Source organism: Streptomyces sp. NBC_01390 (genome assembly GCF_045040105.1).
Lineage (GTDB): Bacteria > Actinomycetota > Actinomycetes > Streptomycetales > Streptomycetaceae > Streptomyces.
On record NZ_CP109551.1, the window covers coordinates 2,565,832 to 2,590,343 of the forward strand.

Sequence of the window (24,512 nt, forward strand, 5' to 3'; positions counted from 1 at the left end):
CATGATTGGGAAGCGGCCGGAGGTAGGGTCGAAGTGTTCAACACCCGTCAGAGCTGGGCCGACTTGCCGTCGGATTGTCCTGCTCGGGACAGAAACGGCAGGAGACATGACCGTGCAGGAACAGGCCGTCGTCGACGGTGAGGCGTTGGAGGTCTGGATCGATCAGGACCTGTGCACCGGGGACGGGATCTGTGTCCAGTACGCCCCTGAGGTCTTCGAACTGGACATTGACGGGCTTGCGTATGTGAAGAGTCCCGGGGACGAGTTGCTGCAGGCCCCGGGGGCGACGACGCCGGTTCCGCTGCCGTTGCTGATGGATGTGGTGGACTCCGCGAAGGAGTGTCCGGGGGACTGTATTCACGTACGTCGAGTTTCGGACAGGGTCGAGGTTTTCGGACCGGACGCGGAGTAATCGTCCAACCACTCCGTGCCACTGTTGGCTGAAATTCGTCCGCTCACCGCTGTCTGGTTTCTCACGTGCCGGGTGTTCAGGCGCTCTGTGCGCCGGCGGGTGTCGAGCGGAGGAACGCGCCGTTCTTCCACTGCCACTTGGCGCGCTCGTCGACGTCGGGGCAGCAGCGCGGGACGTCGAGGGACGAGTAGCCGAGGAGCGTGGCCGTGACGGCGCCGTCCCTGACGGTGAGGTCAGTGACGGTGAGGCGGCTCTTGGGGTCGACGAGGGTCGCGACGAGGCGGGGCCGCTTCGCGTCGGCGGCCTGGGTGAGGACGTACACGCCGTTGGGCGGGGTGCCGGAGCCGGCGTCGCAGCGGACGGAGGCGACCGTTTCGGGTCTGCCGTCGCCGTCGAGGTCTCCGGTGGCCTTGTCCTGCACGAGGACCGGCAGCGGGCCGCACTGGAGGGGGAAGGCGACTCCGGTGGGGTCGGGGGGTGCCGCGCCCACGGCGGAATGTCCTGCGGGGCCGGCTGCCTGGGCCGCTGTGGCGGAGCCGGGCTGGAAGGCCGGGGAGAGGGCGACGACGCCGGCGAGGACAGTGGCCGTCGCGAGCCAGTGGATGGGGCGGGTCTGCGTGTGTGCCAGTTCCGGGACGACGGATCGCTGCACTCGGAGTGTCTCCCGTGGAGGGCTGTGCCGGTGGGGTGTCCCGCATAGTGCCACACGTCACAGAGCGGGGGAACGGCGGGGCGGGTGGTGTTCGGTGCCGGCGGTGGCGCCGTTGCGGCGTCAACGGGAAAGTGCTGTGGCCGAGTTCCCGGTGTGCTGCGGGAACTCGGCCACGGTGTTCGTGCGTTGTCGCGGTCAGCGGCCGTTGCCGCCGTCGGCGTTGGGACCGGAGTAGTCCTCGCCGTAGGAACCCTTGGAGGGGCGGCGGCGGCGCATGGGGGGCTCGACGCCGTCGGCGAGGCGGCGGGCGGTGAGCAGGAAGCCGGTGTGGCCGATCATGCGGTGGTCGGGGCGGACGGCGAGGCCCTCGATGTGCCAGTTGCGGACCATCGACTCCCAGGCGCTCGGCTCGTTGAAGCAGCCGATCTCGCGGATGGACTCGACGGTCCGGGCGAGCTGGGTGGTGGTCGCCACGTAGCAGCAGACGATGCCGCCGGGGACGAGTGCCTTGGAGACGGCCTCCAGGCATTCCCAGGGGGCGAGCATGTCGAGGACGACGCGGTCGACCTCGGTGTCGCTGAGGTTGTCCTGGAGGTCGCCGACGGTGAGCTGCCAGGCGGGGTGGGGGCCGCCGAAGTAGCGCTCGACGTTCTGCTGGGCGATCTCGGCGAAGTCCTCGCGGCGCTCGTAGGAGTGCAGCATGCCCTGGTCGCCGACGGCGCGCAGCAGGAAGGTGCTGAGCGAGCCGGAGCCGACGCCCGCTTCGACGACGCGTGCGCCGGGGAAGATGTCGGCGAAGGCGAGGATCTGCCCCGCGTCCTTGGGGTAGACCACGGCGGCGCCGCGGGGCATGGACAGGACGTAGTCGGGGAGCAGGGGGCGCAGCGCGAGGTAGGCGACGTTTCCGGTGGTACGGACAACGCTGCCCTCGGGTGCGCCGATCAGCTCGTCGTGCGGGAAGGAACCTTTGTGGGTGTGAAAGTTCTTTCCGGCTTCGAGCGTGAACGTGTAGTGGCGGCCCTTGGGGTCGGTCAGCTGAACCTGGTCCCCGACCTTGAAGGGCCCGCGCCTGCGGGCGGCACCGGTCGGTTCGGACATGTGAAGAGCGTACCGGTGTTGTCGGGGGCCGCTGACCACCGGGCTTGCGGGTGCCGGAGCGGCTTCCGGAGTCCTGTCCTGTGACGGGAATCATCTTCACAAAATCTACAATCGGCATGCATGGTTCCGCTTAGTACTTCCAGGGCGTTGCGGCTCTTGGTGATGAGTCAGGTCTTTACGTACACAAGTGGGTGATCATGACCGCCTCCGCTGACGGCGTCGGCGCCTTCCCGTCTCGCCGCACCGCACGGATGGTGAGACGTCAGGCGGTCTGGAGGCCGGGCTTTCTGTCGTTCCTGGTGACTGCAGGCCTCGCCTACGCCTTCTCCTTCGCGCTGTACTCCTCCGAGCGGACGCTGATGGGCTGGGTGGTGACCGTGCTGTGGTCGCTGCCCGTCGTCAGTTCGGTGGTCGGTGTCACCGGTGCCGTGCTGACCCGCCGCCGGGTCGCCCGTCAGCGCGGCTGGGCCGAGGCCGCGCCGGCGCTGCACGACCGGCTCGTCGTACTGGTCCCGACCATCGGCCGCGACGACACCTATCCGGCTCTGGAGCGGTCGGTGCCGTCGTACTGCGCGTTCCTGCCGCGCTGGTTTCCCGCTCTGCGCGTGGACGTCCTGACGGAGGAGGGCTGTGAGGCCGCGGGCCGCATCGACGCGCTGGCCGCCCGTAGTCCCCTGATTCGTGTGGTGACTGTGCCGAAGGCCTATTGCACCGCCAATGGCACCCGTTTCAAGGCCCGCGCCAATCACTACGCCCATGAGCTGCGCATCGCCGAGGGTGAGGCGCTGGACGACGTGTGGGTGCTGCACATGGACGACGACACGGGCGTCGGTCCGGACACGGCCGAGCAGGTCGCGCGGTTCATCAACGCCCAGCGCCGCGCCGGTCCGGAGGGCAAGCACCTGGCGCAGGGCATGCTGACGTATCCGCGGGAGAACGCCGTCAACCGTCTGACGTGGCTGGCGGACGCGATCCGTCCCGCCGACGACATCGCCCGCTTCGCCGTTCTCACCGGGGGTGGTACTCCGCTGGCCGGGCTGCACGGCGAGCTGCTGCTGCTCCGTGCGTCCGTCGAGGCGACGATCGGCTGGGACTTCGGTCCTGACTCCATCTGTGAGGACGCTCATCTGGCTCTGGTCTTCGCGAGCCGTTACAAGGGGCGCAGCGACTGGTTCTCCGGCCGCAGTTACGGCGCGTCCCCGGCGACCATGCGGGACTTCCTCAAGCAGCGGGAGCGCTGGTCGTGGGGTCTGGTGGGGCTGGCGTTCAACCGCAGTCTGCCGCGCCGTTCCAGGGCGCTGCTGATGTACAGCGTGACGACGTGGGTCATGGGGCCCTTCCAGCACGTGGGTGTCGTGCTGGCGGTCGGCGCGCTGCTGGGCGATCTCAACACCTCGCCCGTCACGCCGTGGATCCTGCCGCTGTGGGCGGTGACCATGGGTTACGCGGTGTGGATGTACTGGGAGGGTCTCAAGATCAACGCGTCGGTGTCGGCCAATGGCCGGCGTCTGTGGTGGGAGCCGGTCGCGGTGGTCGCCCTGATGCCGTTCTTCGCGCTGTGGGAGGCGGTCGGTTCCTTCCGGGGGCTGCTGCGGTGTCTGCGCGGGGTGGAGAACCAGTTCGTCGTGATAGCGAAGCCGGCCTGAGGGATGCGTACACGTCTTCGAGGCTCTTGTGGTCTCGTCCTTCCGGCCTTTCTGTCTCTTCTGTCTGTCGTGGCCCTTCTGTCGACCGCCGGGTGTGTCTCCGTCGGAGGCGGCGCCCCCGTGCCGCGCGCGGAGTCGGCGTCGGCGTCCGCTGCCGGTGACCCGGCGCCGGCGCGGGTCGCCCGGCCCTGGCGACGCGGGGACCCCCAACTCGGCGCGCAGGTGCTCTGGTACACCTACCCGGGCGAAACGGACCGGTCGGTGCGCGGCAACGCGCTGCGCCTGGTGAACTACATGGTCGGCATGCACATGAACGCGGTCTCGGTGACGTTTCCCTTCGTGACCGCCGGCCCCACGTCGAGCGGGGTCGGCGCTTCGGCCCGGACGCCGTCCGTACGGCAGCTGGGGATGTTCATGGACACCGCGGCGGTGGCCGGGCTGCGCATCACGCTGCGTCCGCTGCTCGACGAGCGGAGCCTGATGGCCCGGGATCCGCTGGCCTGGCGCGGCTCGCTCGCCCCTGCCGACAGGGCGGCCTGGTTCCGGTCGTACGGGGCGTTCCTCGCGCCGTATCTCGATCTCGCGGCCCGCCATCACGCGAGTACCTTCGTCGTCGGGGCGGAGCTGACGTCGTTGGAGGACGACCCGCGCTGGCGTTCGCTGATCGCCGCGGCGCGCAGGTCGTTCCCGGGTGAGCTGTCCTACGACGCCAACTGGGACGACTACGTCTCCCGGCATGTCCCCGTCCCTGTCGACCATCTGGGGGTCGACGCGTACTTCCCGCTCGCCGGGCTCGGCGACGACGCGTCCGTGGCGGAGATCGCCGGGGGCTGGCAGCGCTGGCTGGATCGCAAGAGCACCGGGAAACTGCCCCGGGTCGTGCTGAGCGAGGTCGGCATCATCGCGGAGGACGGCGCCTATCGTCACCCGGCGGTCTGGAAGGGCGGGGGGAAGCTCAACCCCACGGTGCAGCAACGCTGGTTCGAGGCGGCCTGCCGGGTCGCCCGGGACCGGGACATGGCCGGCCTGTACTGGTGGAACCTCGACTTCCACGCCGACCCCGCGGCCGGCGCCCCCGCCGGCTCCCACACCTCCTTCCTCGGCCGTCCCGCCGAGGCCGTCATCACCTCCTGCTTCCGGACCTGGTCACGATGAACGAAGAGCTGTACGGGCAGCAGCCCCACCCCGCCGAGTCGTCGCGGTACGAGGGCGGTGCCCTGCGGCGCCACGGTTCGCCTGCCGCGGCTGCTGTCACCTGGCCGGAGTTCGGCGTCGGGCGCGGGCCGGTCGCGCTGGGGGGATCGTTCGGCGGTGGTCCCACCACTGACGTCGTCGTCCGATTCCCTGTGCCGCTCGCCGATCCCGGGCCAGGGGCCGAGCCGGGCCCCGTGTCGGCTCGGGGTTCGGCGGGCGGAGCCAGTGGGCGGTTCTCCGCCGTGGACGGGCTGCGGGGAGCGGCTGTGCTGGCCGTGCTGGCGCATGACACCGGCGTGGGCGGGCCGTACTTCTCCTGGACCGGTGCGGGCGTCGATGTCCTGCTGGTGCTGACGGGTTTCCTCGCTACTCTGCCCCTGCTCCGCGAGGCGACGGCTTCCGGCGGGACAGGGGCCGCCGGTTTCCTGGTCCGCAGGGCGAAGCGGTTGGTCCCCGCGCTGCTGGTGGTGGCCGTCCTCACCCTCACGGCTGGCTGGACGCTGGGTTCCGCGCGCGCGGTCCTCGATCCGGCTGAATCGCTGGGTTACGGGAGCTGGGCACAGTGGCTGCACGGGCGGCCCCTGGGTGTCGTCCCCACGGTGGACTCGCCGCTCGCTCCGCTTCAGGGGTGGGACCTCGTCGTGTGTTCCGCGACGGCGTGGTCGCTTCTGCTGGCGTTCCTGGGTCTCCTGGCCCGGCGCAGGCTCGCTCCGGTGGCGCTGGTCGCCGCCCTGTTCGCCGGGGTGGTGGCCGCCGCGTCGGTGAGCGGGGCGCTGCCCGGGGCCGGCGCCCTCACCGGGGTGCGGTCACTGGCTCTGGCGGCCGGTGCGGTTGCCGCTTGCTTCGTACACCTGGCCGAACGCGGTGGTCGTGCGGTGTCCCGACCGGTCGCCGTGCTGCTGACGGTGACCGGCCTGGCCGCGGCGGTGGCCCTGGCGGTGTCGGCCGTCCTGCGCGGCGGAGGGCAGGGCGAGACGCGGTACGTGGTCTCGGTCGTGCTGAGCAGCGCTGTGCTGACGGCGGTGCTCTGCGGCGGCCGGGGCCTTCTGGTGCGGCTGCTGTCGGGGGAGCTGGTCACGGAGGTCGGCCGGATGTCGTACAGCCTCTTTCTGCTGCACCTCCCCGTGTACTGGCTGCTGGAGCGCGGTCAGCCGGGGCTCGGTCCGCTCGGGCTGTTCCTGGTCGGTGGCGGGGTGACCTGGTTCCTGTCGCTGCTCGTCCACTATCTGCTCGTCGAGCGCCTGGCCGCCCGTCCCTGGCGTCGCGGGCGGTCGGCTCACTGATCCCGCGGACGGAACCGTGCTCGGTACGGGCTCTAGTTGGGGCGGGCCATCGCCTTGACGAAGGCGCGTTCCACGTCCGCCGCGGAGAGGACTCCGTAGATCTCGCCGGACTCCTCGACCACCAGGTACTCGGAGGCGGGGGTGGCGCGCAGGGCGTCGAGGAGTTCCTCGCCGGACAGTTCCGCGGAGACCCGCATTCCGTCGGTGAGGTCCTGGGCGAGGCCGCTGACGGAGACCCAGGGGCGGCGGTGTTCGGGTACGCCGACGATGGCGGCCTCGCGGACCAGGGAGAGGGGTTCTCCGTCGGGGTCGACGACGACGAGGGCGCGGGCGCCGGCGTCGTTGGCGCGGCGCAGGGCCTCCGAGAGGGGGGTGTTGGTCTCGACGGGGACGGCGCGGCGGGTGAGGTTGCGGGCGCGCAGTTCCGGGAGGTGTTCGCGCAGGCGGGCCATGCGGAGGCTGTTGCCGGCGCCGGTCCAGATGATCGCGGCGAGGATGGCGGCGAGCAGGGCGTCGGTGACGGTGTCCATGCCGACGCTGTCCTCGGCGGTGGAGCCGAGGGCGCCGGACTGGGTGAGCAGCGGGAGCCCGATGAGGACGGAGACGGCGAGGGCGCGGCCGACCCAGGCGGCGGCGATCGTACCGGTCATGGGCCGGCCGGTGATCTTCCAGACGACGGCGCGGAGCATGCGGCCGCCGTCGAGGGGCAGGCCGGGCAGCAGGTTGAAGGCGGCCACGATGAGGTTGGAGATCATCAGGCCGGCCAGCAGGACGCCGGGGACGGTGCCGGGTTCGACGGTCTGGAGGGCGAGGTAGAAGACGCCGGCGAGGATCAGGGAGAGCAGTGGGCCGACGAAGGCGAGGACGAATTCGCGGCCGGGGGTCTCCGACTCCTTCTCGATCTCGGAGACGCCGCCGAAGAACTGGAGCTGGATGCGGCGTACGGGGAGTTTGAAGCGGAGGGCGGCGACGGTGTGGGCGAGTTCGTGGACGAGGACGGAGGCGTAGAACGCGACCGCGAAGAAGAGGGAGACGAGGTAGCGCAGGGCGCCGAGTTCGGGCAGTACGCGATCGAGCTGGCCACCGAAGACCCAGGTGATGAGGGCGGCGACGAGGAACCAGCTGGGGGCGACGTAGACGGGTACGCCGAAGGGGCGTCCCATGAGGAGTCCGCCGCCGGGTTCCCTGGCTTTGCGGGGGGTCCGGGGTGCCCGGGACTTGGCGAGGCGCCGGGTGTCGGCGGGCGCGTCCGGTTCCGGTGCTGCCGGGGCGGCGGGTTCGCCGGTGTCGGTGGGCTCGTCGGTCGGGGTGGGCTCCGTGTCGGGTTTCTCCGGTTCACCGGTCTCCGCGACTCTGGTGCCGGCCGTCCTGGGTTCGGGGTGTGTGGGGTCGGTGGTCGGCGCCGTGCCGCCGGTGTGGCGGTCGGTCGACTGGTCGTTGCCGGAGCGCGGCTGTCCGCTCCCGCCGCTCTCGTCCACGGTGTCCCCTTGTCGGATGCGTCTCCCTTTTCCGCTCCGGGGCGGAAGGGCCTCGGGTCGATGGTATGCGGCCGTCGCGCCGGGTTCCGCCCCGGCACCCCCTGTGTTCGCCGGGCTGTCACGGTCGGAGGGTGGCGGCGGGTGGGTCACTGTCAGTGGCGGGCCGTATGGTCGTCGTCATGGAAATGAGCACCGAGGGCGCCGCCGAGTCCGTCTCGCCGGTCGTGCCGCCCTCCGCGCCGGCGTCGCTGTCGCCCTCCCGGGCCAGTGACTTCATGCAGTGTCCGTTGCTGTACCGGTTCCGGGTGATCGACCGGTTGCCGGAGAAACCGAGCGAGGCCGCGACAAGAGGCACGCTGGTGCACGCGGTGCTTGAGCGTTTGTTCGACGCGCCGGCGGCTGAGCGGACGGCTCCGCAGGCGAAGTCGTTGATCCCGGGTCAGTGGGACCGGCTGCGGGAGTCCCGCCCCGAGGTGGTGGAGCTGTTCGCGGACGATCCGGACGGGGAGCGTCTGGCGCGGTGGCTGGGTGAGGCGGAGCGCCTGGTGGAGCGCTGGTTCGGGCTGGAGGATCCGACCCGGCTGGAGCCTGCCGAGCGTGAGCTGTTCGTCGAGACGGAGCTGGATTCCGGGCTGAAGCTTCGCGGGATCATCGACCGGGTCGATGTGGCGCCCACGGGCGAGGTGCGGATCGTCGACTACAAGACGGGGAAGGCGCCGCGTCCGGAGTACGCGGAGGGCGCGCTGTTCCAGATGAAGTTCTACGCGCTGGTCGTGTGGCGGTTGAAGAACGTGGTGCCGAGGCGGCTGCAGCTGGTGTATCTCGGCAGTGGTGACGTGCTGACGTACGACCCGGTCGTGGCCGATCTGGAGCGGGTGGAGCGGAAGCTGCTGGCGTTGTGGGAGGCGATCCGGGAGGCGACGGCGACGGGGGTGTGGCGGCCCCGGCCGACGAAGTTGTGCGGCTGGTGCGATCACCAGTCGGTGTGTCCGGAGTTCGGGGGTACTCCCCCGCCCTATCCGTTGCCGGTGGCCGTGGCTCCGCCGACGGAGCCGTAGCCGGCCGCGGTCCGGTGCTGCGTCGCGCCCCCTACGGAGCCCCGCACCGTACAGGGCAGAATGGGGCCGACTACCGAAGGAGACTTACGTGGCTATCCGCGTCCTACTTGTCGACGACCAGCCGCTGCTGCGTACCGGGTTCCGGATGATTCTGGAGGCCGAGCAGGACATCGCGGTTGTCGGCGAGGCCGGAGACGGTCTTCAGGCGATCGACCAGGTGCGGGCCCTGCAGCCCGATGTGGTGCTGATGGACATCCGTATGCCGCGGATGGACGGTGTGGAGGCGACCCGGCAGATCACCGGGCCGGGGCGCGACGGGCCGGCGAAGGTGCTGGTGCTGACGACCTTCGATCTCGACGAGTACGTGGTGGAGGCGTTGCGGGCCGGTGCCAGCGGCTTCCTGCTGAAGGACGCGCCGGCGAACGAGCTGGTGCAGGCGATCCGGGTGGTGGCCTCGGGTGAGGCGATGCTCGCGCCGAGCATCACGCGTCGGCTCCTGGACAAGTACGCGGGGCATCTGCCGTCGGGTGACGAGCCGGTTCCGGACGCGCTGCACACGTTGACCGAGCGTGAGGTCGAGGTGCTGAAGCTGGTGGCGCGGGGGTTGTCGAACGCGGAGGTCGCCGCTGACCTCTTCGTCAGTGAGACGACGGTCAAGACGCATGTCGGGCATGTGCTGACCAAGCTGGGGCTGCGCGACCGGGTGCAGGCCGCGGTGTACGCGTACGAGAGCGGGCTGGTGCGGCCCGGCGCGCAGTAGCGGAACGGTGGGTACGACGACGTACGACGACGGCGCCCCTTCCTGGATCGGAAGGGGCGCCCTCGTGTGTGTGCGGCCGGGTCAGCCCTTGTTGATCTCCCAGAAGCGGAAGACGGTCGAGGCGTCGAGGCAGTACTCCAGGCCGTAGACGTTGTCGCGGGCGACGGCGTACTGCTTGGCCTGCCAGATGGGGATGACGGGGAGATCCTTGGCGACGATGTTCTGGAGCTCCGCGAAGTCCGTGTCGGTCGCGGACCGGTCGCTCTGGGCGGCGGTGCCGGGGATGAGCGTGTCGGTGATGGTGTCGTTGGTGTAGTTGTTGCCGAGGACGTTGCCCTGGCCGAAGAACGGGGCGGTGAAGTTGTCGGCGTCGGGGTAGTCCGGCACCCAGCCCTTCACGTACACGCCGTACTTGCCGGCCTCGATGTCCTTCTCGTACTGCGCGAAGGGCACGGACTTGACAGTCGCCTCGAACAGGCCGCTGGCGTTGAGCTGCTTGGCGATGGCCTTGAACTCGTCGTCGGTGGCGGGGCCGTAGCGGGACGGGGTCGACCAGAGGGTCAGCTTGACCTTGCCGGTGACGCCTTCGGCCTGGAGGGCCGCCTGGGCCTTGGCCCGGGAGGGGCGGGCACCGTAGGTGTCGAAGAAGGCGGTGTTGTGACCCGCGATGCCGGCCGGGACGATCGAGTAGAGGGGGGTCGCGGTGTCCTCGTAGACCTGGTCGACGAGGGCCTCACGGTCGAGGAGGTAGGCGATGGCCTTGCGCACCCCGAGTTTCCCGGCGACCGGGTCGTTCATGTTGAAGACGAGGTGCTGGACCTCGGCGCTGGTGCCCTCGACGATGTCGACGCCCTCGTTGCCGCTGTCCTTCTCGATGTCGGCTATGTCGCCGGCCTTGACGCCTCGGTAGGCGATGTCGATGTCTTTGTCGACGAGGGCGTCCTTCAGCTTGGTCTGGTCGCCGTGGAAGAACTTGAGGGTGACACCGGAGTTGCGGACCTCGGCGGTGCCCTTGTAGTTCGGGTTGACGGAGAAGACCGCGCTGTCCTCGCCGAACGAGTCCAGCTTGTAGGGGCCGGAGCCGACGGCTTCGCCGTCCTTGCGCAGGCCGTCCTTGTCGTACTGGCTGTGGTCGACGATCGAGCCGGCGCCGGAGGCGAGCTTGCTGGGGAAGGTGGCGTCGGGCACCTTGAGGTGGAAGACGACGGTCTTCTCGTCCGGGGTGTCCACCGAGCCGAGCATCGGGAACATGATCGCGGGGCCCGCGTCGTCGTTGATCTTCAGCATGCGGTCGAAGGAGAACTTGACGTCCTTCGAGGTGAGCGCGTCACCGTTGCTGAACTTCAGTCCGTCGCGCAGGGTGCACTTGAACACCTTGGTCTGCGCGTCGCTGAAGGCGCACTCCTTGGCCGCCTCGGGCTGCGGTTCGGTGCCCCCGTTGGGGAAGCTCAGCAACGACTGGAAGACGTTGTTGAACAGCAGCCAGGAGCCGGGGTCGTAGCCGGAGGCCGGGTCGGTGGCCAGGACGTCGTCGGACATCCCCATCACCACGGTGGAGCCGTCGGCCCCCGAGTCACCGTTCTCCGAGCCGCATCCGGTCAGCAGGCCGGAGGCCAGCCCCGCCACGATGGGCAGGACCGGCCACTGGTTGCGCAGATTCACGTGGAAGTGCCTTGTCGTCGGGTCTTGGGTACCCGGAGCCGTCCCAGCCCCGGGTCGGGAAATGTGCCTCGGACTGGTGTGCTGGTCAGTTGCTCACACCGCGGCCGAGCTCCCAAAGCTGGAGCGTCGAGGAGGAGTTGAGGGCCCACTCGGCGCCGGTGATGCCGTCGCGTGCCGCGATGTACTGGTTGCCCTGCCACAGCGGCAGTACGGGTACGTCGTCGGCCACGATGTCCTGGATGTCCGTGAGGCTCGCGGTGGCGGTGAGGCGGTCGGCCTCACGGCGGGACTCGGGTATCAGGCTGTTGCGGATCCTGGTGTTGGCGTACGGCAGGTTGAGGAAGTTGTCCTTGTCGAGGAACGGCGCGAGGTAGTTGTCGGCGTCGGGGAAGTCGGGGAACCAGCCCATGCCGTAGACGTCGTACTCGCCCTTCTTCTCCGCCGGGCGGAAGGTGTCCCAGGGGGCACCCTTGACGGTCACCTTGAACAGTCCGCTGGCGTTGAGCTGCCGCTGCAGTTCCTCGAACTCCTGCTTGGTGGCCGAGCCGTAGTGGTCGGTCGTGTAGTGCAGGGTCAGCTTCACCGGGGTGGTGACGCCGGCGGCCTCCATCAGGGTTTTGGCCTTGACGTCGTTGGGCTCGCCGTACTTGTTGAAGAAGGAGTTCGAGTGGCCGGTGATGGTGGCCGGGACCAGCGAGTAGAGCGGCTGGGCCTCGTCGCCGTACACCTTCGCGACGAGTTGGGCGCGGTTGATGATCTGGGCCATCGCCTGGCGGACCGCTTTCGTCTTCACCGTCGGGGCGTCGGTGTTGAAGCCGAGGTAGCGGATTTCGAGGCCGGGCATCTCGACGAGGTCGATGTCGCCGGTCGAGTCGTTGTCGAGCTTTTTGATCTGCTCGGGCGACATCGAGCGGGTCATCAGGTCGATGTCGCCCTTGGAGAGCGCAGTGCCCATCTCGTCGGCGTCCGTGAAGGAACGCAGTTCGACCTTGTCGTTCTTCGGCGTCAACTGCCCCTGGTAATGGGTGTTCTTGGTGAAGACGGCCTTGACGAGTTCGTCGTTCTTGACCTCGGCGTGCAGCGTGTACGGGCCGGACCCGTCGACGTCGAAACCGTCGCGCAGCTTGTCCTTGTCGTAGTCGGCGGGGTTGATGATGCCCGCGACCGGGGTGGACAGCTTGAACGGGAACGTGGCGTCGGCGCTCTTGAGGTGGAAGATGACCTCGCGGTCGCCCTGGGTCTCGACGGTGTCGATGGTGGACAGCAGGGCGAACACACCGCTGTCGGCCTGGATCCGCAGGGCCCGGTCGATGGAGAACTTCACGTCGGAGGCCTTGACGGCGTCACCGTTGGAGAACTTGAGGTCCTTGCGCAGGGTGCAGGCGTAACGCTCGTTGCCGCTGTCCGTGAACGCGCACTTCTCGGCGGCCTCGGGCACCGGCTCGCCGTCGCCGCGCGGCTGGACCATGAGGGTCTGCACGGTCTGGCGCAGGATGTTCCAGGTGCCGACGTCGTAGGCGTAGGCCGGGTCGATCGGCGCGGGTGCGTCTTTCGTGGCGGTGAACCGGTCCGTGGTGCCGACGACGATCGCGCCGCTGCTGCTGCCCGCGCCGTCGACTCCGCCGCAGGCGGCGAGTACCGGAGCGAGCAGGCCGACCACGGTCGGCAGCACCAAAGTCTTGCGGTTCATGCTCGGGTTCTCCAGGCTGTCGATCCCAAAGGACCCGGCGGGCGTGGGGTGGTGCGCGCGGGTGAGGGATTGTGTCGATGTTCTCCCAACGAGATTAGTCCGGACCGCCCAGACGCCCGCATGCAGCCGGAGTTGGCGGCTCATCACGCTGCGAGACCGGCTGTGGACGCACCGAAAAACCGACCACGGAAGGATTCCGCGCAGGCTGTCCCCAATCAGGACACAAGGGTGCGTCGGAAGCCCTCGAACGAGGTACGTGTACACGACACTTGCCTGCTGTCGAGCCCCCGCCGCGTGGTGAAACTCACACATTCGGATGCGCGAGGGCGTACATGAATTCCGTCACCCTACCCAGGCCGACGGAGATCAACCGAGGGTCGCAATTCTCAATTGATGGACTGCCCGTTCATCCGCGCGTTATCCCGCATTCGATCAGACACACTCGGTAAACGAGTCAGCCTATTTCCGTCATCGGCTGTCCCTCATCGGTCGTTCTTCATCGGTCGTTCTTCATCAGTCCACGCAGAAAGGGCAGGTCGACTTCTTCCAGCGAGGTCACGATCGTGCGGCGCGCGCCGGGGGCGATGGGGGCTACCGACGGTACGGCCACGACATGGCAGCCGGCGGCCTCCGCGGCCGCCACCCCGGTCGCCGTGTCCTCGACGACGGCGCATCTCACCGGGTCGACGCCGAGTCCGGCGGCCGCGATCAGATAGGGGTCGGGGTACGGCTTCGTACGCTCCACCTCGTCGCCGGCGATGCTCAGGGCGAAGTGCTGCGGACCCAGCGAGGCCAGGACACGGTCGATGATCCGGCGGTGCGAGGCGGAGACGAGGGCCGTCGGGATCTCGTGCGCGGAGAGTTCGGCGAGGAGTCGGGCGGCGCCCGGCATCAGGGGCAGGGAACGGCCGATACGGTCCTCGAACCCGTCGTTGAGCAGCACCGACAGTTCGGCGAAGCCGATGTCGGCACCGGTGGCCTCGATGAGGAACCCGGCGCTGCGGGTCATCGGGCCGCCGACCACGACGTGCCGCCAGGACTCGTCGAGGATGTGGCCGAGGCCGGCGAAGATCTCGACCTCGACGTCCCACCAGAACCCCTCGGTGTCCACCAGGGTGCCGTCCATGTCGAGGAGTACGGCCTGCAGTGCTGAGCCTTCGGCCGTACGGGTTCCGAGCGCGGGGATCGTGCTGGTCATCCTGGCGCACCTCCTTGAGGGACGATCAGGCCGGTTGCCCCTGAGTGCACAGAGGGCAACCGGCCTGCGGTGGACCGTCAAGTGTACGTCTTGTCCGATCAACGCGCGCTGCCGTATTCGAAGGGCGTTCTCAGCGTGCGTTGAAGTACTTCGCCTCGGGGTGGTGGATGACGATGGCGTCGGTGGACTGCTCGGGGTGGAGCTGGAACTCCTCGGAGAGGTGGACGCCGATCCGCTCGGGCTGGAGGAGGTCGGCGATCTTGGCGCGGTCCTCCAGGTCGGGGCAGGCGCCGTAGCCGAGGGAGAAGCGGGCGCCCCGGTACTTGAGGGCGAACATGTCCTCGACATCGGCCGGGTCCTCACCGGCGAAGCCCAGTTCGGAGCGGACCCGTGCGTGCCAGTACTCGGCGAGGGCTTCCGCCAACTGGACGGACAGGCCGTGCAGTTCGAGGTAGTCGCGGTAGGAGTTCGCCTCGAAGAGCTTGGCGGTCTCCTCACCGATCCGGTTGCCCATGGTGACGATCTGCAGGCCGACGACATCCGTCTCGCCGGACTCCTCCGGGCGGAAGAAGTCGGCCAGGCACAGTCGGCGGCCACGGCGCTGGCGCGGGAAGGTGAAGCGCGTCCGCTCGTTGCCCTGGTCGTCGAGGATGATCAGGTCGTCGTCCTTGGAGACGCACGGGAAGTAGCCGTAGACAACGGCCGCCTCCAGCAGGCTCTCCGTCTGGAGCTTGTCCAGGAGGCCGCGCAGCCGGGGCCGGCCCTCGGTCTCGGCCAGCTCCTCGTAGGTGGGGCCGTCGCCGGCGCGGGCCTGCTTGAGGCCCCACTGGCCCTTGAAGAGGGCGCCCTCGTCGAGCCAGCTCGCGTACTCCTTGAGCTGGATGCCCTTGATGACACGCGTGCCCTGGAAGGGCGGCGTGGGGATCGGGTTGTCGGTGGCGACGTCGGAGCGGACGTGCCCCTCCTCCGGCCGCTCCTCGACCACCGTGTCGGCGGCGCTCGCGCGGACGCGGCGCTGCTTGAGCTCGGGCAGCTTGGCGCCGGGGACGCCACGCTTGACGCCGATCAGGGCGTCCATCAGGCGCAGGCCCTCGAAGGCGTCGCGGGCGTAGCGGACCTCGCCCTCGTAGATCTCGTGCAGGTCCTGCTCGACGTAGGCGCGGGTGAGGGCGGCGCCGCCCAGGATCACCGGGTAGTCGGCGGCCAGCTTGCGCTGGTTGAGCTCCTGGAGGTTCTCCTTCATGATCACCGTGGACTTCACGAGGAGACCGGACATGCCGATGACGTCCGCCCGGTGCTCCTGCGCGGCTTCGAGGATCGCGGAGACCGGCTGCTTGATGCCGATGTTGACGACGTTGTAGCCGTTGTTGGTGAGGATGATGTCGACGAGGTTCTTGCCGATGTCGTGGACGTCACCGCGGACGGTGGCGAGCACGATCGTGCCCTTGCCGTCGTCGTCCGTCTTCTCCATGTGCGGTTCGAGGTAGGCGACGGCCGTCTTCATGACCTCGGCGGACTGCAGGACGAACGGGAGCTGCATCTGGCCGGAGCCGAACAGCTCGCCGACGACCTTCATGCCCTCCAGGAGGGTGTCGTTGACGATGTCGAGGGCGGGGCGGGTCGTCAGGGCCTCGCCAAGGTCGGCCTCCAGGCCGTTCTTCTCGCCGTCGATGATCCGGCGCTGCAACCGCTCGTCCAGCGGAAGCGCGGCGAGTTCCTCGGCCTTGCCCGCCTTGAGGGACTTGGTGGTGGCGCCCTCGAACAGCGCCATCAGCTTCTGGAGGGGGTCGTAACCTTCGCGGCGGCGGTCGTAGACCAGATCGAGGGCGGTGGTCACCTCCTCCTCACTGAAGCGGGCGATGGGGAGGATCTTCGAGGCGTGCACGATCGCCGAGTCGAGGCCGGCCTTGACGCACTCGTCGAGGAAGACGGAGTTCAGCAGCATGCGGGCGGCCGGGTTGAGGCCGAAGGAGATGTTCGACAGGCCCAGGGTGGTCTGTACGTCGGGGCGGCGGCGCTTGAGCTCGCGGATGGCCTCGATGGTGGCGATGCCGTCCTTGCGGGACTCCTCCTGACCGGTACAGATGGTGAAGGTCAGGGTGTCGATGAGGATGTCCGACTCGTGGACGCCCCAGTTCGTCGTCAGGTCCTCGATCAGTCGTTCGGCGATGGCGACCTTGTGCTCGGCGGTGCGGGCCTGGCCCTCCTCGTCGATGGTCAGCGCGATGAGCGCGGCGCCGTGCTCCCGGGCCAGCTTGGTGACCTTGGCGAAGCGGGACTCGGGGCCGTCTCCGTCCTCGTAGTTGACGGAGTTGATGACCGCGCGCCCGCCGAGCTTCTCCAGGCCTGCCTGGAGGACTTCCACCTCGGTGGAGTCGAGGACGATCGGCAGGGTGGAGGCAGTCGCGAAGCGGCCCGCCAGCTCCTGCATGTCGGCGACGCCGTCGCGGCCCACGTAGTCGACGCAGAGGTCGAGCATGTGCGCGCCCTCGCGGATCTGGTCGCGGGCCATCTCGACGCAGTCGTCCCAGCGGGCCTCCAGCATGGCCTCACGGAACTTCTTCGACCCGTTGGCGTTCGTCCGCTCGCCGATCGCCATGTAGGCGGTGTCCTGGCGGAACGGCACGGTCTGGTAGAGCGAGGCGGCGCCGGGCTCGGGCTGCGGGTCGCGTGCGACGGGCGCGGCGCCCTGCACACGCTCCACGAGCTGTCGCAGATGCTCCGGGGTCGTACCGCAGCAGCCGCCGACCAGGTTCAGGCCGTAGTCGCGTACGAAGGCGTCCTGGGCGTCGGCCAGGCCCTCGGGGTCCAGCGGGAAGTGAGCGCCGTCCTTGGTGAGGATCGGCAGACCGGCGTTGGGCATGCACAGCAGCGGGGTGCGGGAATGGCGGGACAGATAGCGAAGGTGTTCGCTCATCTCGGCGGGGCCGGTCGAGCAGTTCAGGCCGATCATGTCGATGCCGAGCGGTTCCAGCGCGGTCAGCGCGGCGCCGATCTCCGAGCCGAGCAGCATCGTGCCCGTCGTCTCGAAGGCCATCGAGACCAGCAGGGGCACGTCGTGGCCGGTGGCCTCCATGGCGCGGCGGGCACCCAGGATCGACGACTTCGTCTGGAGGAGATCCTGCGTGGTCTCCACGATCAGGGCGTCTGCGCCGCCGGCGAGCAGGCCCTCGGCGTTCGCCTGGAAGCCGTCGCGGAGGGTGCGGTAGTCGATGTGGCCGAGGCTCGGCAGCTTGGTGCCGGGGCCGATCGAGCCCAGGACCCAGCGCTGGCGGCCGTCGCGGGCACCGAAGTCGTCGGCGGTCTCGCGGGCGATGCGGGCGCCGGACTCGGACAGCTCGTACACGCGGTCGGCGATGTCGTACTCGCTCGCCGCCGTATGGTTCGCGCCGAACGTGTTCGTCTCGACGCAGTCGACACCCACGGCGAAGTACGCCTCGTGGACGGAGCGGACGATGTCGGGGCGCGTCAGGTTCAGGATCTCGTTGCAGCCTTCGAGATTCTCGAAGTCCTCCAGCGTCGGGTCCTGCGCCTGCAGCATGGTGCCCATCGCACCGTCGGCCACCACCACTCGGGTGGCGAGCGCGTCCCGTAGGGCGGACACACGGGTCCTGCTGTCGGTGGAAGGGGCGGACGACGAGGCGGCCATGTAAGGGCTCCCTGGAGTGCGACGGCTGTCGGCTTTGCGCCTTCCCGGGGAAGACGCACGCGGCCAGGGTAGCCCGGTGCGGGGCCGTATGGTCAGGGCGTCCACGGGACGGACGTACGTGGCGCGTGTGCCGTGGCCGAAAATCCCCCCGGGGGTGGGCGTGGCGTCCACCCCGATGTACGCGAGATGTACGAGGGATGTAACAGGTGCCGCCAAGCCATTGGCGGGTGGTCGACATGGACCGGTAGTGTTCGACATTGCCGAACGGTGGCAGTGAACGCCGCGCGAGCGGTCGAGGGGACGGAGGCAGGACGGCGATGGCACGGAACATCCAGTCGCTCGAACGGGCGGCGGCGATGCTGCGGCTCCTCGCGGGCGGCGAGCGTCGGCTCGGTCTCTCGGACATCGCCTCGTCCCTCGACCTGGCCAAGGGCACCGCCCACGGCATCCTGCGCACCCTCCAGCACGAGGGCTTCGTCGAGCAGGAGGCCGCCTCCGGGCGCTATCAGCTGGGCGCCGAACTACTACGCCTGGGCACCACCTACCTGGACGTCCACGAGCTGCGCGCGCGTGCCCTCGTATGGACCGACGACCTGGCCCGCTCCAGCGGCGAGAGTGTCCATCTGGGGGTGCTGCACCAGCGGGGCGTGCTGATCGTGCACCACGTCTTCCGCCCCGACGACAGCCGGCAGGTACTGGAAGTCGGGGCCATGCAGCCCCTGCACTCCACGGCCCTGGGCAAGGTCCTGTCGGCCTACGACCCCGTCGCGCACAGCGAGGTCCTGGAGGCCGAGCGCAAGTCGTTCACCGACCGGACGATCAGCGACCTGGAGGGCTTCGAGGGCGTCCTGGACCTCACCCGCGCGCGCGGGTACGCGGCCGACGTCGAGGAGACCTGGGAGGGCGTCGCGTCCATCGCCGCCCCCATCCACGACCGGCGGCGGATGCCGGTCGGCGCGGTGGGCGTCACCGGGGCGGTGGAGCGGCTCTGCCGGGAGGGTGAGCTGCGCCCCGAGCTGATCGCGGCGGTGCGGGACTGCGCCCGCGCGGTGTCACGCGATCTGGGCGCGGGACGGTTCTGACCGAACCGACAGGTCCGACAGATCCGACAGGGTCTGAACTTTCGTACGAGAACGGCCGGGACATCTTGGATGTTCCGGTCTTTTCGTGTGCGTGGCGTGTGCGGACGGACGCGGGTCGCGACCGGCTCAAGATCGATAGCTCACAGCAATCAATAACGATCGTGTTTTCGATAACAGAGCTCTTGACGTGCCTGTAACACGGAGGCAAGACTCCCGTCCATCGGTCGACATTGCCGAACACTGACCGGCAATAGGCGTTAGGGTGTGACAACGCCAAGGGCCGGCAGCTCTTCCCCTGGAACGAAGGACAAAGGAGTCGCGGGTGTCCAGCTCCGACATCTTCATCGGCGAGACCATCGGTACCGCCATACTCATCCTGCTCGGCGGCGGCGTCTGTGCCGCCGTCACGCTGAAGGCCTCCAAGGCCCGCAACGCCGGCTGGCTGGCCATCACCTTCGGGTGGGGTTTCGCCGTTCTGACGGCCGTCTACACCTCGGCACCGCTCTCCGGTGCCCACCTCAACCCGGCCGTGACCCTCGCGCTCGCCCTCAAGAAGGACGGCATCGACTGGAGTGACGTCCCGATCTACTGGGGCGGGCAGCTGCTCGGCGCCATGATCGGCGCGACCCTGGTCTGGATCGCCTACTACGGCCAGTTCCTCGCGCACCTGACCGACAAGGAGATCGTCGGCACTCCGGCCGCGAAGTCCGTCGAGGCGCAGGAGAAGGGGGCCGGTCCGGTCCTGGGCATCTTCTCCACCGGGCCCGAGGTCCGCGTGGCCTGGCAGAACGTCGCCACTGAGGTCATCGGCACGGTCGTGCTGGTGCTCGCCATCCTCACGCAGGGTCTCAACGACGGCGGCAAGGGCCTCGGCGTCCTGGGCGCCCTGATCACCTCGCTCGTCGTGGTCTCCATCGGTCTGTCCCTCGGTGGTCCGACCGGCTACGCGATCAACCCCGCCCGTGACCTCGGTCCGCGTATCGTGCACGCGCTTCTGCCCCTGCCCAACAAGGGCGGCTCGGACTGGTCGTACGCCTGGATCCCGGTGGTCGGTCCGCTGATCGGCGGCGCGATCGCTGCAGGCATCTACAACGTCGCTTTTGCTTAGAGCAGCCAGAACACTTGAGGCAGCCTTGAGCACCAACGCCGTAAGCCAGCCCCTCACCCACGGACCTCTCAGGAGCACACAGTGACCGACGACGCGCACACCGCCGGCCCGTTCATCGCGGCCATCGACCAGGGCACCACCTCCAGCCGCTGCATCGTCTTCGACCGGGACGGCCGGATCGTCTCCGTCGACCAGAAGGAGCACGAGCAGATCTTCCCGAAGCCGGGCTGGGTCGAGCACGACGCCACCGAGATCTGGACGAACGTCGAGGAGGTCGTCGCCGGAGCCATCTCCAAGGCCGGCATCACCCGCGACGACATCAAGGCCATCGGCATCACCAACCAGCGCGAGACGACGCTGCTCTGGGACAAGAACACCGGTCAGCCCGTCCACAACGCCATCGTCTGGCAGGACACCCGCACCGACACGCTCTGCAAGGAGCTGGGTCGCAATGTCGGGCAGGATCGTTTCCGCCGTGAGACCGGCCTGCCGCTGGCCTCGTACTTCGCCGGCCCCAAGGCCCGCTGGCTGCTCGACAACGTCGAGGGCCTGCGCGCACGCGCCGAGGCCGGGGACATCCTCTTCGGCACCATGGACAGCTGGGTCATCTGGAACCTGACGGGCGGTGTCAACGGCGGTCACCACGTCACCGACGTCACCAACGCCTCCCGCACCATGCTGATGAACCTGCACACGCTGGAGTGGGACCCGAAGATCGCCGAGTCCATCGGCGTACCGCTGTCGATGCTCCCGGAGATCCGTTCCTCCGCCGAGGTGTACGGCGAGGTCACGGGCGGCAAGCTGGGCGACCTGCTCGGCGGCATCCCGGTCGCCTCCGCGCTCGGGGATCAGCAGGCGGCGCTGTTCGGCCAGACCTGTTTCGCCGAGGGCGAGGCCAAGTCGACGTACGGCACCGGCACGTTCATGCTGATGAACACCGGCGACAAGATCATCAACTCGTACTCCGGCCTGCTGACCACGGTCGGCTACCGCATCGGCGACCAGGCCCCGGTCTACGCCCTCGAGGGCTCGATCGCGGTCACCGGTTCGCTGGTGCAGTGGATGCGCGACCAGATGGGCCTGATCTCCACCGCCGCCGAGATCGAGACGCTCGCGTCGTCGGTCGAGGACAACGGCGGCGCCTACTTCGTGCCGGCCTTCTCCGGTCTGTTCGCCCCGTACTGGCGCTCCGACGCCCGCGGTGTGATCGCCGGCCTGACCCGGTACGTCACCAAGGCGCACCTCGCGCGCGCCGTGCTCGAGGCCACCGCCTGGCAGACCCGTGAGATCACGGACGCCATGACCAAGGACTCGGGCGTGGAGCTCGCTGCCCTCAAGGTCGACGGCGGCATGACCTCCAACAACCTGCTGATGCAGACCCTCTCGGACTTCCTGGACGCGCCGGTGGTGCGTCCGATGGTCGCCGAGACGACCTGCCTCGGTGCCGCCTACGCCGCCGGTCTCGCCGTCGGCTTCTGGACCAACACCGACGACCTGCGCGCCAACTGGCGCCGGGCCGCCGAATGGACCCCCAACATGGACGCGGAAAAGCGCGACCGTGAGTACAAGAGCTGGCTCAAGGCCGTCGAGCGGTCCATGGGCTGGCTCGAAGACAGCTCTGTCGAGGAGTAAGAAACACATGACCAGCCAGTCCACCCTGCAGTCCGTGCCTGCCCTCGGTACGCACCCGGCCTTCGGCGTCAACCCGAGCCGCGCCGAGACCCGGGAGCAGCTCTCCAAGGCGACGTACGACCTTCTCGTGATCGGCGGTGGCATCCTCGGCATCTCGACGGCCTGGCATGCCGCGCAGTCCGGGCTGCGGGTGGCTCTGGTCGACGCCGGTGACTTCGCCGGCGCCACCTCCTCCGCCTCCTCCAAGCTTCTCCACGGCGGTCTGCGCTATCTGCAGACCGGCGCGGTGAAGCTGGTGGCGGAGAACCACTTCGAGCGCCGTGCGGTGTCCCGTCAGGTGGCTCCCCACCTGGCGAATCCGCTCACGTTCTACCTCCCCGTGTACAAGGGCGGGCCGCACGGCGCGGCGAAGCTCGGAGCTGGCGTCTTCGCCTACTCCGCCCTGTCGGCCTTCGGTGACGGCGTCGGCCACCTGCTGTCGCCGGCCAAGGCCGCGCAGGACGTGCCCGAGCTGCGCACCGAGAACCTCAAGGCCGTGGCCGTGTACGGCGACGGTCAGATGAACGACTCGCGCATGGCGCTGATGACGGTCCGTGCGGCCGTCGAGGCGGGCGCGGTCGTGCTGAACCACGCCGAGGTGTCCGGCCTGCGCTTCACCAACGGCCGGGTCACCGGCGCGGACCTGCGCGACCGGCTCTCCGGTGACGACTTCGGCGTCAACGCCCGGCTCGTGCTCAACGCGACCGGCCCCTGGGTCGACCACCTGCGCAAGATGGAGAACCCGGACGCGGCGCCGTCCATCCGGCTGTCGAAGGGCGCGCACCTGGTCCTGAAGCGGACGTCTCCGTGGAAGGCCGCGCTGGCGACCCCGATCGACAAGTACCGCATCACCTTCGCCCTCCCCTGGGAGGACATGCTGCTGCTCGGCACCACCGACGAGGAGTTCGAGGGCGACCCGGCGGATGTCTCGGTCACCGAGAAGGACACGGCGCAGATCCTCGACGAGGCCGCGTTCTCCGTACGGGACCAGCAGCTGTCCCGCGACCTGATCACGTACTCCTTCGCGGGCCTGCGGGTGCTGCCGGGTGGCCCCGGTGACACGGCGAAGGCCAAGCGGGAGACGGTCGTGACCGAGGGCAAGGGCGGGATGCTGTCTGTCTCGGGCGGCAAGTGGACGACCTTCCGGCACATCGGCCGTACGGTCATGGAGAAGCTGGAGAAGCTGCCCGGGCGTCCGCTGGGTGACGACTTCGAGCCCATCTCGTCCCTGCCGAAGCATCTGCCGCTTCCGGGTGTCGCCAACCCGCGCGCTGTCGCGCACCGGCTGTTGGTGGACAATCCGGCGCCGGGTCCGCGGATGGCCGCCGACACGGCGAAGCACCTTGCTACGCACTATGGGTCGTTGGCGTTCGACATCGCGCGGCTGGCGAACGAGAACCCCGAGTTGGGTGAGCGGGTGCATGCGGATGCGCCGGAGATCTGGGCGCAGGTTGTGTATGCGCGGGACAACGAGTGGGCGGAGACAGCTGACGACGTGCTGCGCCGTCGGACTACCTTGACGATTCGGGGGCTGGCTACGGACGAGGTCCGGTCCAAGGTTCAGGATCTGCTTGACAAGAAGTAGGCGTTACGTCGTGAAGGGGCGGTACCTCGGGTGAGGTGCCGCCCCTTCACGTTGTGTGTCGTCTGCGGGTCCGTGGGGGCTTGTCGCGCAGTTCCCCGCGCCCCTTCAGGGCGCTTCCACTACCGTCCTTACATCGTTCGGGGTGGTCAACTCGCCTCTACGGACGATCAGTTCGCGGCCGATCAACAGGGCCCTGCGGGACGCTGGAACCTGGTCCGGGAGGGTTGTCAGGTCTGTCAGGTGGGCGAAGCCGATGATTCGGCGGATGATCTCGGTGCCCGCGTAGCCGACCGCCTCCGTCCAGATTCTGTGGAGGAAGCGGTCCAGGTAGGCGTCGTCGAAGAAGGTGTCGATTCTGGTCGGCCAGAGGCGGCGGAACTCTGTGTCGAACGCCTGCCAGGACAGGACTAGTTGGTCTGCGTGGTCGGTCAACGAGCCGAGTGCGCGGGCCCGTTCCGCCGAGACCAGGGCGTTCGCCCAGTACAGGCCGAGGTCGTAGCCGATCGGGCCGACGAAGGAGAACTCGGGGTCGAAGACCCGTACCACCGGGGCGCCTTCGCGTTCGCCGACCATGACGCTGCCGGTGTGCAGGTCGCCGTGGAGGAGGGCCTGGGCGCTCGTCATGAAGGTGTGGCGGAGGTCGGCGACCTCTGTGCGGAGCCTCGAGTCGGCGCGGAACTCCGTCGCCAGGTCGTCCAGGCCCTCGTGCCAGTGGTTGTGTTCGTGCTCGATGTAGGGCTCGGACAGGACCACGTCTTCGGTGATCTTGCACAGCTCGGGGCTCACCGAGGCCGCCAGCAGTGCCTTGCGGTCCGCCGACGCCATGCCGAAGTCGCTGGTCGCGAACGTCAGTTGGGCCACGAACTCGCCGATCCGGGCAGAGGTGTGCGGGCCGTACGAGGCGCCCTCGTTGAGGAGGGTGCGCAGGACCTCCAGGTCCGACATGTCCTCCATGACGAGGGCGTAGTTCTCCGGGTCGTACCCGAGGATCGCCGGAATCTTGTCGGGGGCCACCTTCGCGACCTGCTCGTACGCCCGTGCCTCGGCGTCGGCGCGCTCGGGGCTCATCGGCCAGGAGGGGCCCGCCACCCGGACCCAGGGCAGGGCCTGCTTGACGGCCAGGCTGCGGGTGCCGTCGGTGGACCTGGCGAGGAACACGCGGTTCATGTTGCCGTCGGAGACCTCGCGGACCTGGATGTCCGACGGGTCGGGCCAGTGGCCGCGCTCGTTCAGGTACGCGGGGACGTCGGCCGGCTCCAGGATGCGGTAGCCCATCGTGAACTTCC

The 24,512-nt window shown here is 69.0% G+C and carries 18 protein-coding genes; 10 read left to right on the forward strand and 8 right to left on the reverse strand.

The window, feature by feature from the left end:
• Window positions 1-106: 106 nt before the first annotated feature.
• Entirely contained in the window at window positions 107-412 is a 306-nt protein-coding gene (locus tag OG241_RS11560; RefSeq protein WP_405815142.1) for a ferredoxin, read from the forward strand.
• Window positions 413-488: 76 nt separating this feature from the next.
• Here the strand turns inward: OG241_RS11560 and OG241_RS11565 are convergent, their stop codons facing one another.
• Window positions 489-1,064: a hypothetical protein gene (locus tag OG241_RS11565; protein WP_405815143.1), complete on the reverse strand. Its 576-nt coding sequence runs from the start codon at window positions 1,062-1,064 to the stop codon at window positions 489-491.
• Window positions 1,065-1,259: 195 nt separating this feature from the next.
• Window positions 1,260-2,162 (reverse strand): tRNA (adenine-N1)-methyltransferase, encoded by a 903-nt coding sequence (locus OG241_RS11570; protein ID WP_319094121.1) that lies wholly within the window; start codon window positions 2,160-2,162, stop codon window positions 1,260-1,262.
• Between the two features lie 197 nt (window positions 2,163-2,359).
• On the opposite strand from OG241_RS11570, the gene OG241_RS11575 reads away from it, so the two are divergent.
• The 3 genes from OG241_RS11575 to OG241_RS11585 all read left to right on the forward strand — a co-directional run bounded on the left by OG241_RS11575 (window position 2,360) and on the right by OG241_RS11585 (window position 6,285).
• A complete protein-coding gene (locus tag OG241_RS11575) occupies window positions 2,360-3,808 on the forward strand; it encodes a glycosyltransferase family 2 protein (RefSeq protein ID WP_405815145.1) in 1,449 nt (482 codons plus the stop codon).
• Window positions 3,809-3,877: 69 nt separating this feature from the next.
• Complete coding sequence (locus OG241_RS11580; RefSeq protein ID WP_405815146.1) at window positions 3,878-4,963, forward strand: glycoside hydrolase family 113; 1,086 nt, start codon at window positions 3,878-3,880, stop codon at window positions 4,961-4,963.
• Window positions 4,960-6,285, forward strand: a complete 1,326-nt coding sequence (locus tag OG241_RS11585; protein ID WP_405815147.1) for an acyltransferase family protein — start codon at window positions 4,960-4,962, stop codon at window positions 6,283-6,285. Before OG241_RS11580 ends, OG241_RS11585 begins: the two co-directional genes overlap by 4 nt.
• A 32-nt stretch (window positions 6,286-6,317) precedes the next feature.
• Here the strand turns inward: OG241_RS11585 and OG241_RS11590 are convergent, their stop codons facing one another.
• Complete coding sequence (locus tag OG241_RS11590) at window positions 6,318-7,763, reverse strand: site-2 protease family protein (protein WP_405815148.1); 1,446 nt, start codon at window positions 7,761-7,763, stop codon at window positions 6,318-6,320.
• Between the two features lie 179 nt (window positions 7,764-7,942).
• Between OG241_RS11590 and OG241_RS11595 the strand changes: the two genes are divergently transcribed.
• Entirely contained in the window at window positions 7,943-8,821 is an 879-nt protein-coding gene (locus OG241_RS11595) for a RecB family exonuclease (RefSeq protein WP_405815149.1), read from the forward strand.
• An 88-nt stretch (window positions 8,822-8,909) separates the two neighbouring features.
• Window positions 8,910-9,581, forward strand: coding sequence for a response regulator transcription factor (locus OG241_RS11600; protein WP_006375930.1), 672 nt, complete (start codon window positions 8,910-8,912; stop codon window positions 9,579-9,581).
• 81 nt (window positions 9,582-9,662) lie between these two features.
• On the opposite strand, the gene OG241_RS11605 is transcribed toward OG241_RS11600, so the two are convergent.
• The 4 genes from OG241_RS11605 to metH all read right to left on the reverse strand — a co-directional run bounded on the left by OG241_RS11605 (window position 9,663) and on the right by metH (window position 17,780).
• A complete protein-coding gene (locus tag OG241_RS11605) occupies window positions 9,663-11,243 on the reverse strand; it encodes an ABC transporter substrate-binding protein (RefSeq protein ID WP_405815150.1) in 1,581 nt (526 codons plus the stop codon).
• A gap of 85 nt (window positions 11,244-11,328) precedes the next feature.
• Window positions 11,329-12,933 (reverse strand): ABC transporter substrate-binding protein, encoded by a 1,605-nt coding sequence (locus OG241_RS11610; RefSeq protein ID WP_405815151.1) that lies wholly within the window; start codon window positions 12,931-12,933, stop codon window positions 11,329-11,331.
• Window positions 12,934-13,429: 496 nt separating this feature from the next.
• Window positions 13,430-14,131, reverse strand: a complete 702-nt coding sequence (locus tag OG241_RS11615) for an HAD family hydrolase (RefSeq protein ID WP_405815152.1) — start codon at window positions 14,129-14,131, stop codon at window positions 13,430-13,432.
• A gap of 130 nt (window positions 14,132-14,261) precedes the next feature.
• Complete coding sequence (gene metH / locus OG241_RS11620) at window positions 14,262-17,780, reverse strand: methionine synthase (protein WP_405815153.1); 3,519 nt, start codon at window positions 17,778-17,780, stop codon at window positions 14,262-14,264.
• Between the two features lie 317 nt (window positions 17,781-18,097).
• Between metH and OG241_RS11625 the strand changes: the two genes are divergently transcribed.
• The 4 genes from OG241_RS11625 to OG241_RS11640 all read left to right on the forward strand — a co-directional run bounded on the left by OG241_RS11625 (window position 18,098) and on the right by OG241_RS11640 (window position 23,226).
• Window positions 18,098-18,862, forward strand: coding sequence for an IclR family transcriptional regulator (locus tag OG241_RS11625; protein WP_405815154.1), 765 nt, complete (start codon window positions 18,098-18,100; stop codon window positions 18,860-18,862).
• A gap of 322 nt (window positions 18,863-19,184) precedes the next feature.
• Window positions 19,185-19,970 carry an MIP/aquaporin family protein gene (locus tag OG241_RS11630; RefSeq protein ID WP_405815155.1) on the forward strand — a complete coding sequence of 262 codons (786 nt, stop codon included), beginning with the start codon at window positions 19,185-19,187 and terminating at the stop codon, window positions 19,968-19,970.
• A gap of 81 nt (window positions 19,971-20,051) precedes the next feature.
• Window positions 20,052-21,602, forward strand: coding sequence for a glycerol kinase GlpK (gene glpK, locus OG241_RS11635; RefSeq protein ID WP_405815156.1), 1,551 nt, complete (start codon window positions 20,052-20,054; stop codon window positions 21,600-21,602).
• A 7-nt stretch (window positions 21,603-21,609) separates the two neighbouring features.
• A complete protein-coding gene (locus OG241_RS11640) occupies window positions 21,610-23,226 on the forward strand; it encodes an FAD-dependent oxidoreductase (protein ID WP_405815157.1) in 1,617 nt (538 codons plus the stop codon).
• 105 nt (window positions 23,227-23,331) lie between these two features.
• On the opposite strand, the gene mtnK is transcribed toward OG241_RS11640, so the two are convergent.
• On the reverse strand, window positions 23,332-24,501 hold the full coding sequence (gene mtnK / locus OG241_RS11645; protein WP_405815158.1) for an S-methyl-5-thioribose kinase: 1,170 nt from the start codon (window positions 24,499-24,501) through the stop codon (window positions 23,332-23,334).
• Between the last annotated feature and the right edge of the window lie 11 nt (window positions 24,502-24,512).

Excerpts from the sequence above, each read along its gene's own strand:
- OG241_RS11585 (WP_405815147.1), top strand. The coding sequence starts at position 4,960 with ATGAACGAAGAGCTGTACGGGCAGCAGCCCCACCCCGCCGAGTCGTCG.
- OG241_RS11595 (WP_405815149.1), top strand. The coding sequence starts at position 7,943 with ATGGAAATGAGCACCGAGGGCGCCGCCGAGTCCGTCTCGCCGGTCGTG.
- metH (WP_405815153.1), bottom strand. The coding sequence starts at position 17,780 with ATGGCCGCCTCGTCGTCCGCCCCTTCCACCGACAGCAGGACCCGTGTG.
- OG241_RS11570 (WP_319094121.1), bottom strand. The coding sequence starts at position 2,162 with ATGTCCGAACCGACCGGTGCCGCCCGCAGGCGCGGGCCCTTCAAGGTC.
- OG241_RS11640 (WP_405815157.1), top strand. The coding sequence starts at position 21,610 with ATGACCAGCCAGTCCACCCTGCAGTCCGTGCCTGCCCTCGGTACGCAC.
- OG241_RS11615 (WP_405815152.1), bottom strand. The coding sequence starts at position 14,131 with ATGACCAGCACGATCCCCGCGCTCGGAACCCGTACGGCCGAAGGCTCA.
- OG241_RS11610 (WP_405815151.1), bottom strand. The coding sequence starts at position 12,933 with ATGAACCGCAAGACTTTGGTGCTGCCGACCGTGGTCGGCCTGCTCGCT.
- OG241_RS11560 (WP_405815142.1), top strand. The coding sequence starts at position 107 with ATGACCGTGCAGGAACAGGCCGTCGTCGACGGTGAGGCGTTGGAGGTC.
- OG241_RS11625 (WP_405815154.1), top strand. The coding sequence starts at position 18,098 with ATGGCACGGAACATCCAGTCGCTCGAACGGGCGGCGGCGATGCTGCGG.
- mtnK (WP_405815158.1), bottom strand. The coding sequence starts at position 24,501 with ATGGGCTACCGCATCCTGGAGCCGGCCGACGTCCCCGCGTACCTGAAC.
- OG241_RS11575 (WP_405815145.1), top strand. The coding sequence starts at position 2,360 with ATGACCGCCTCCGCTGACGGCGTCGGCGCCTTCCCGTCTCGCCGCACC.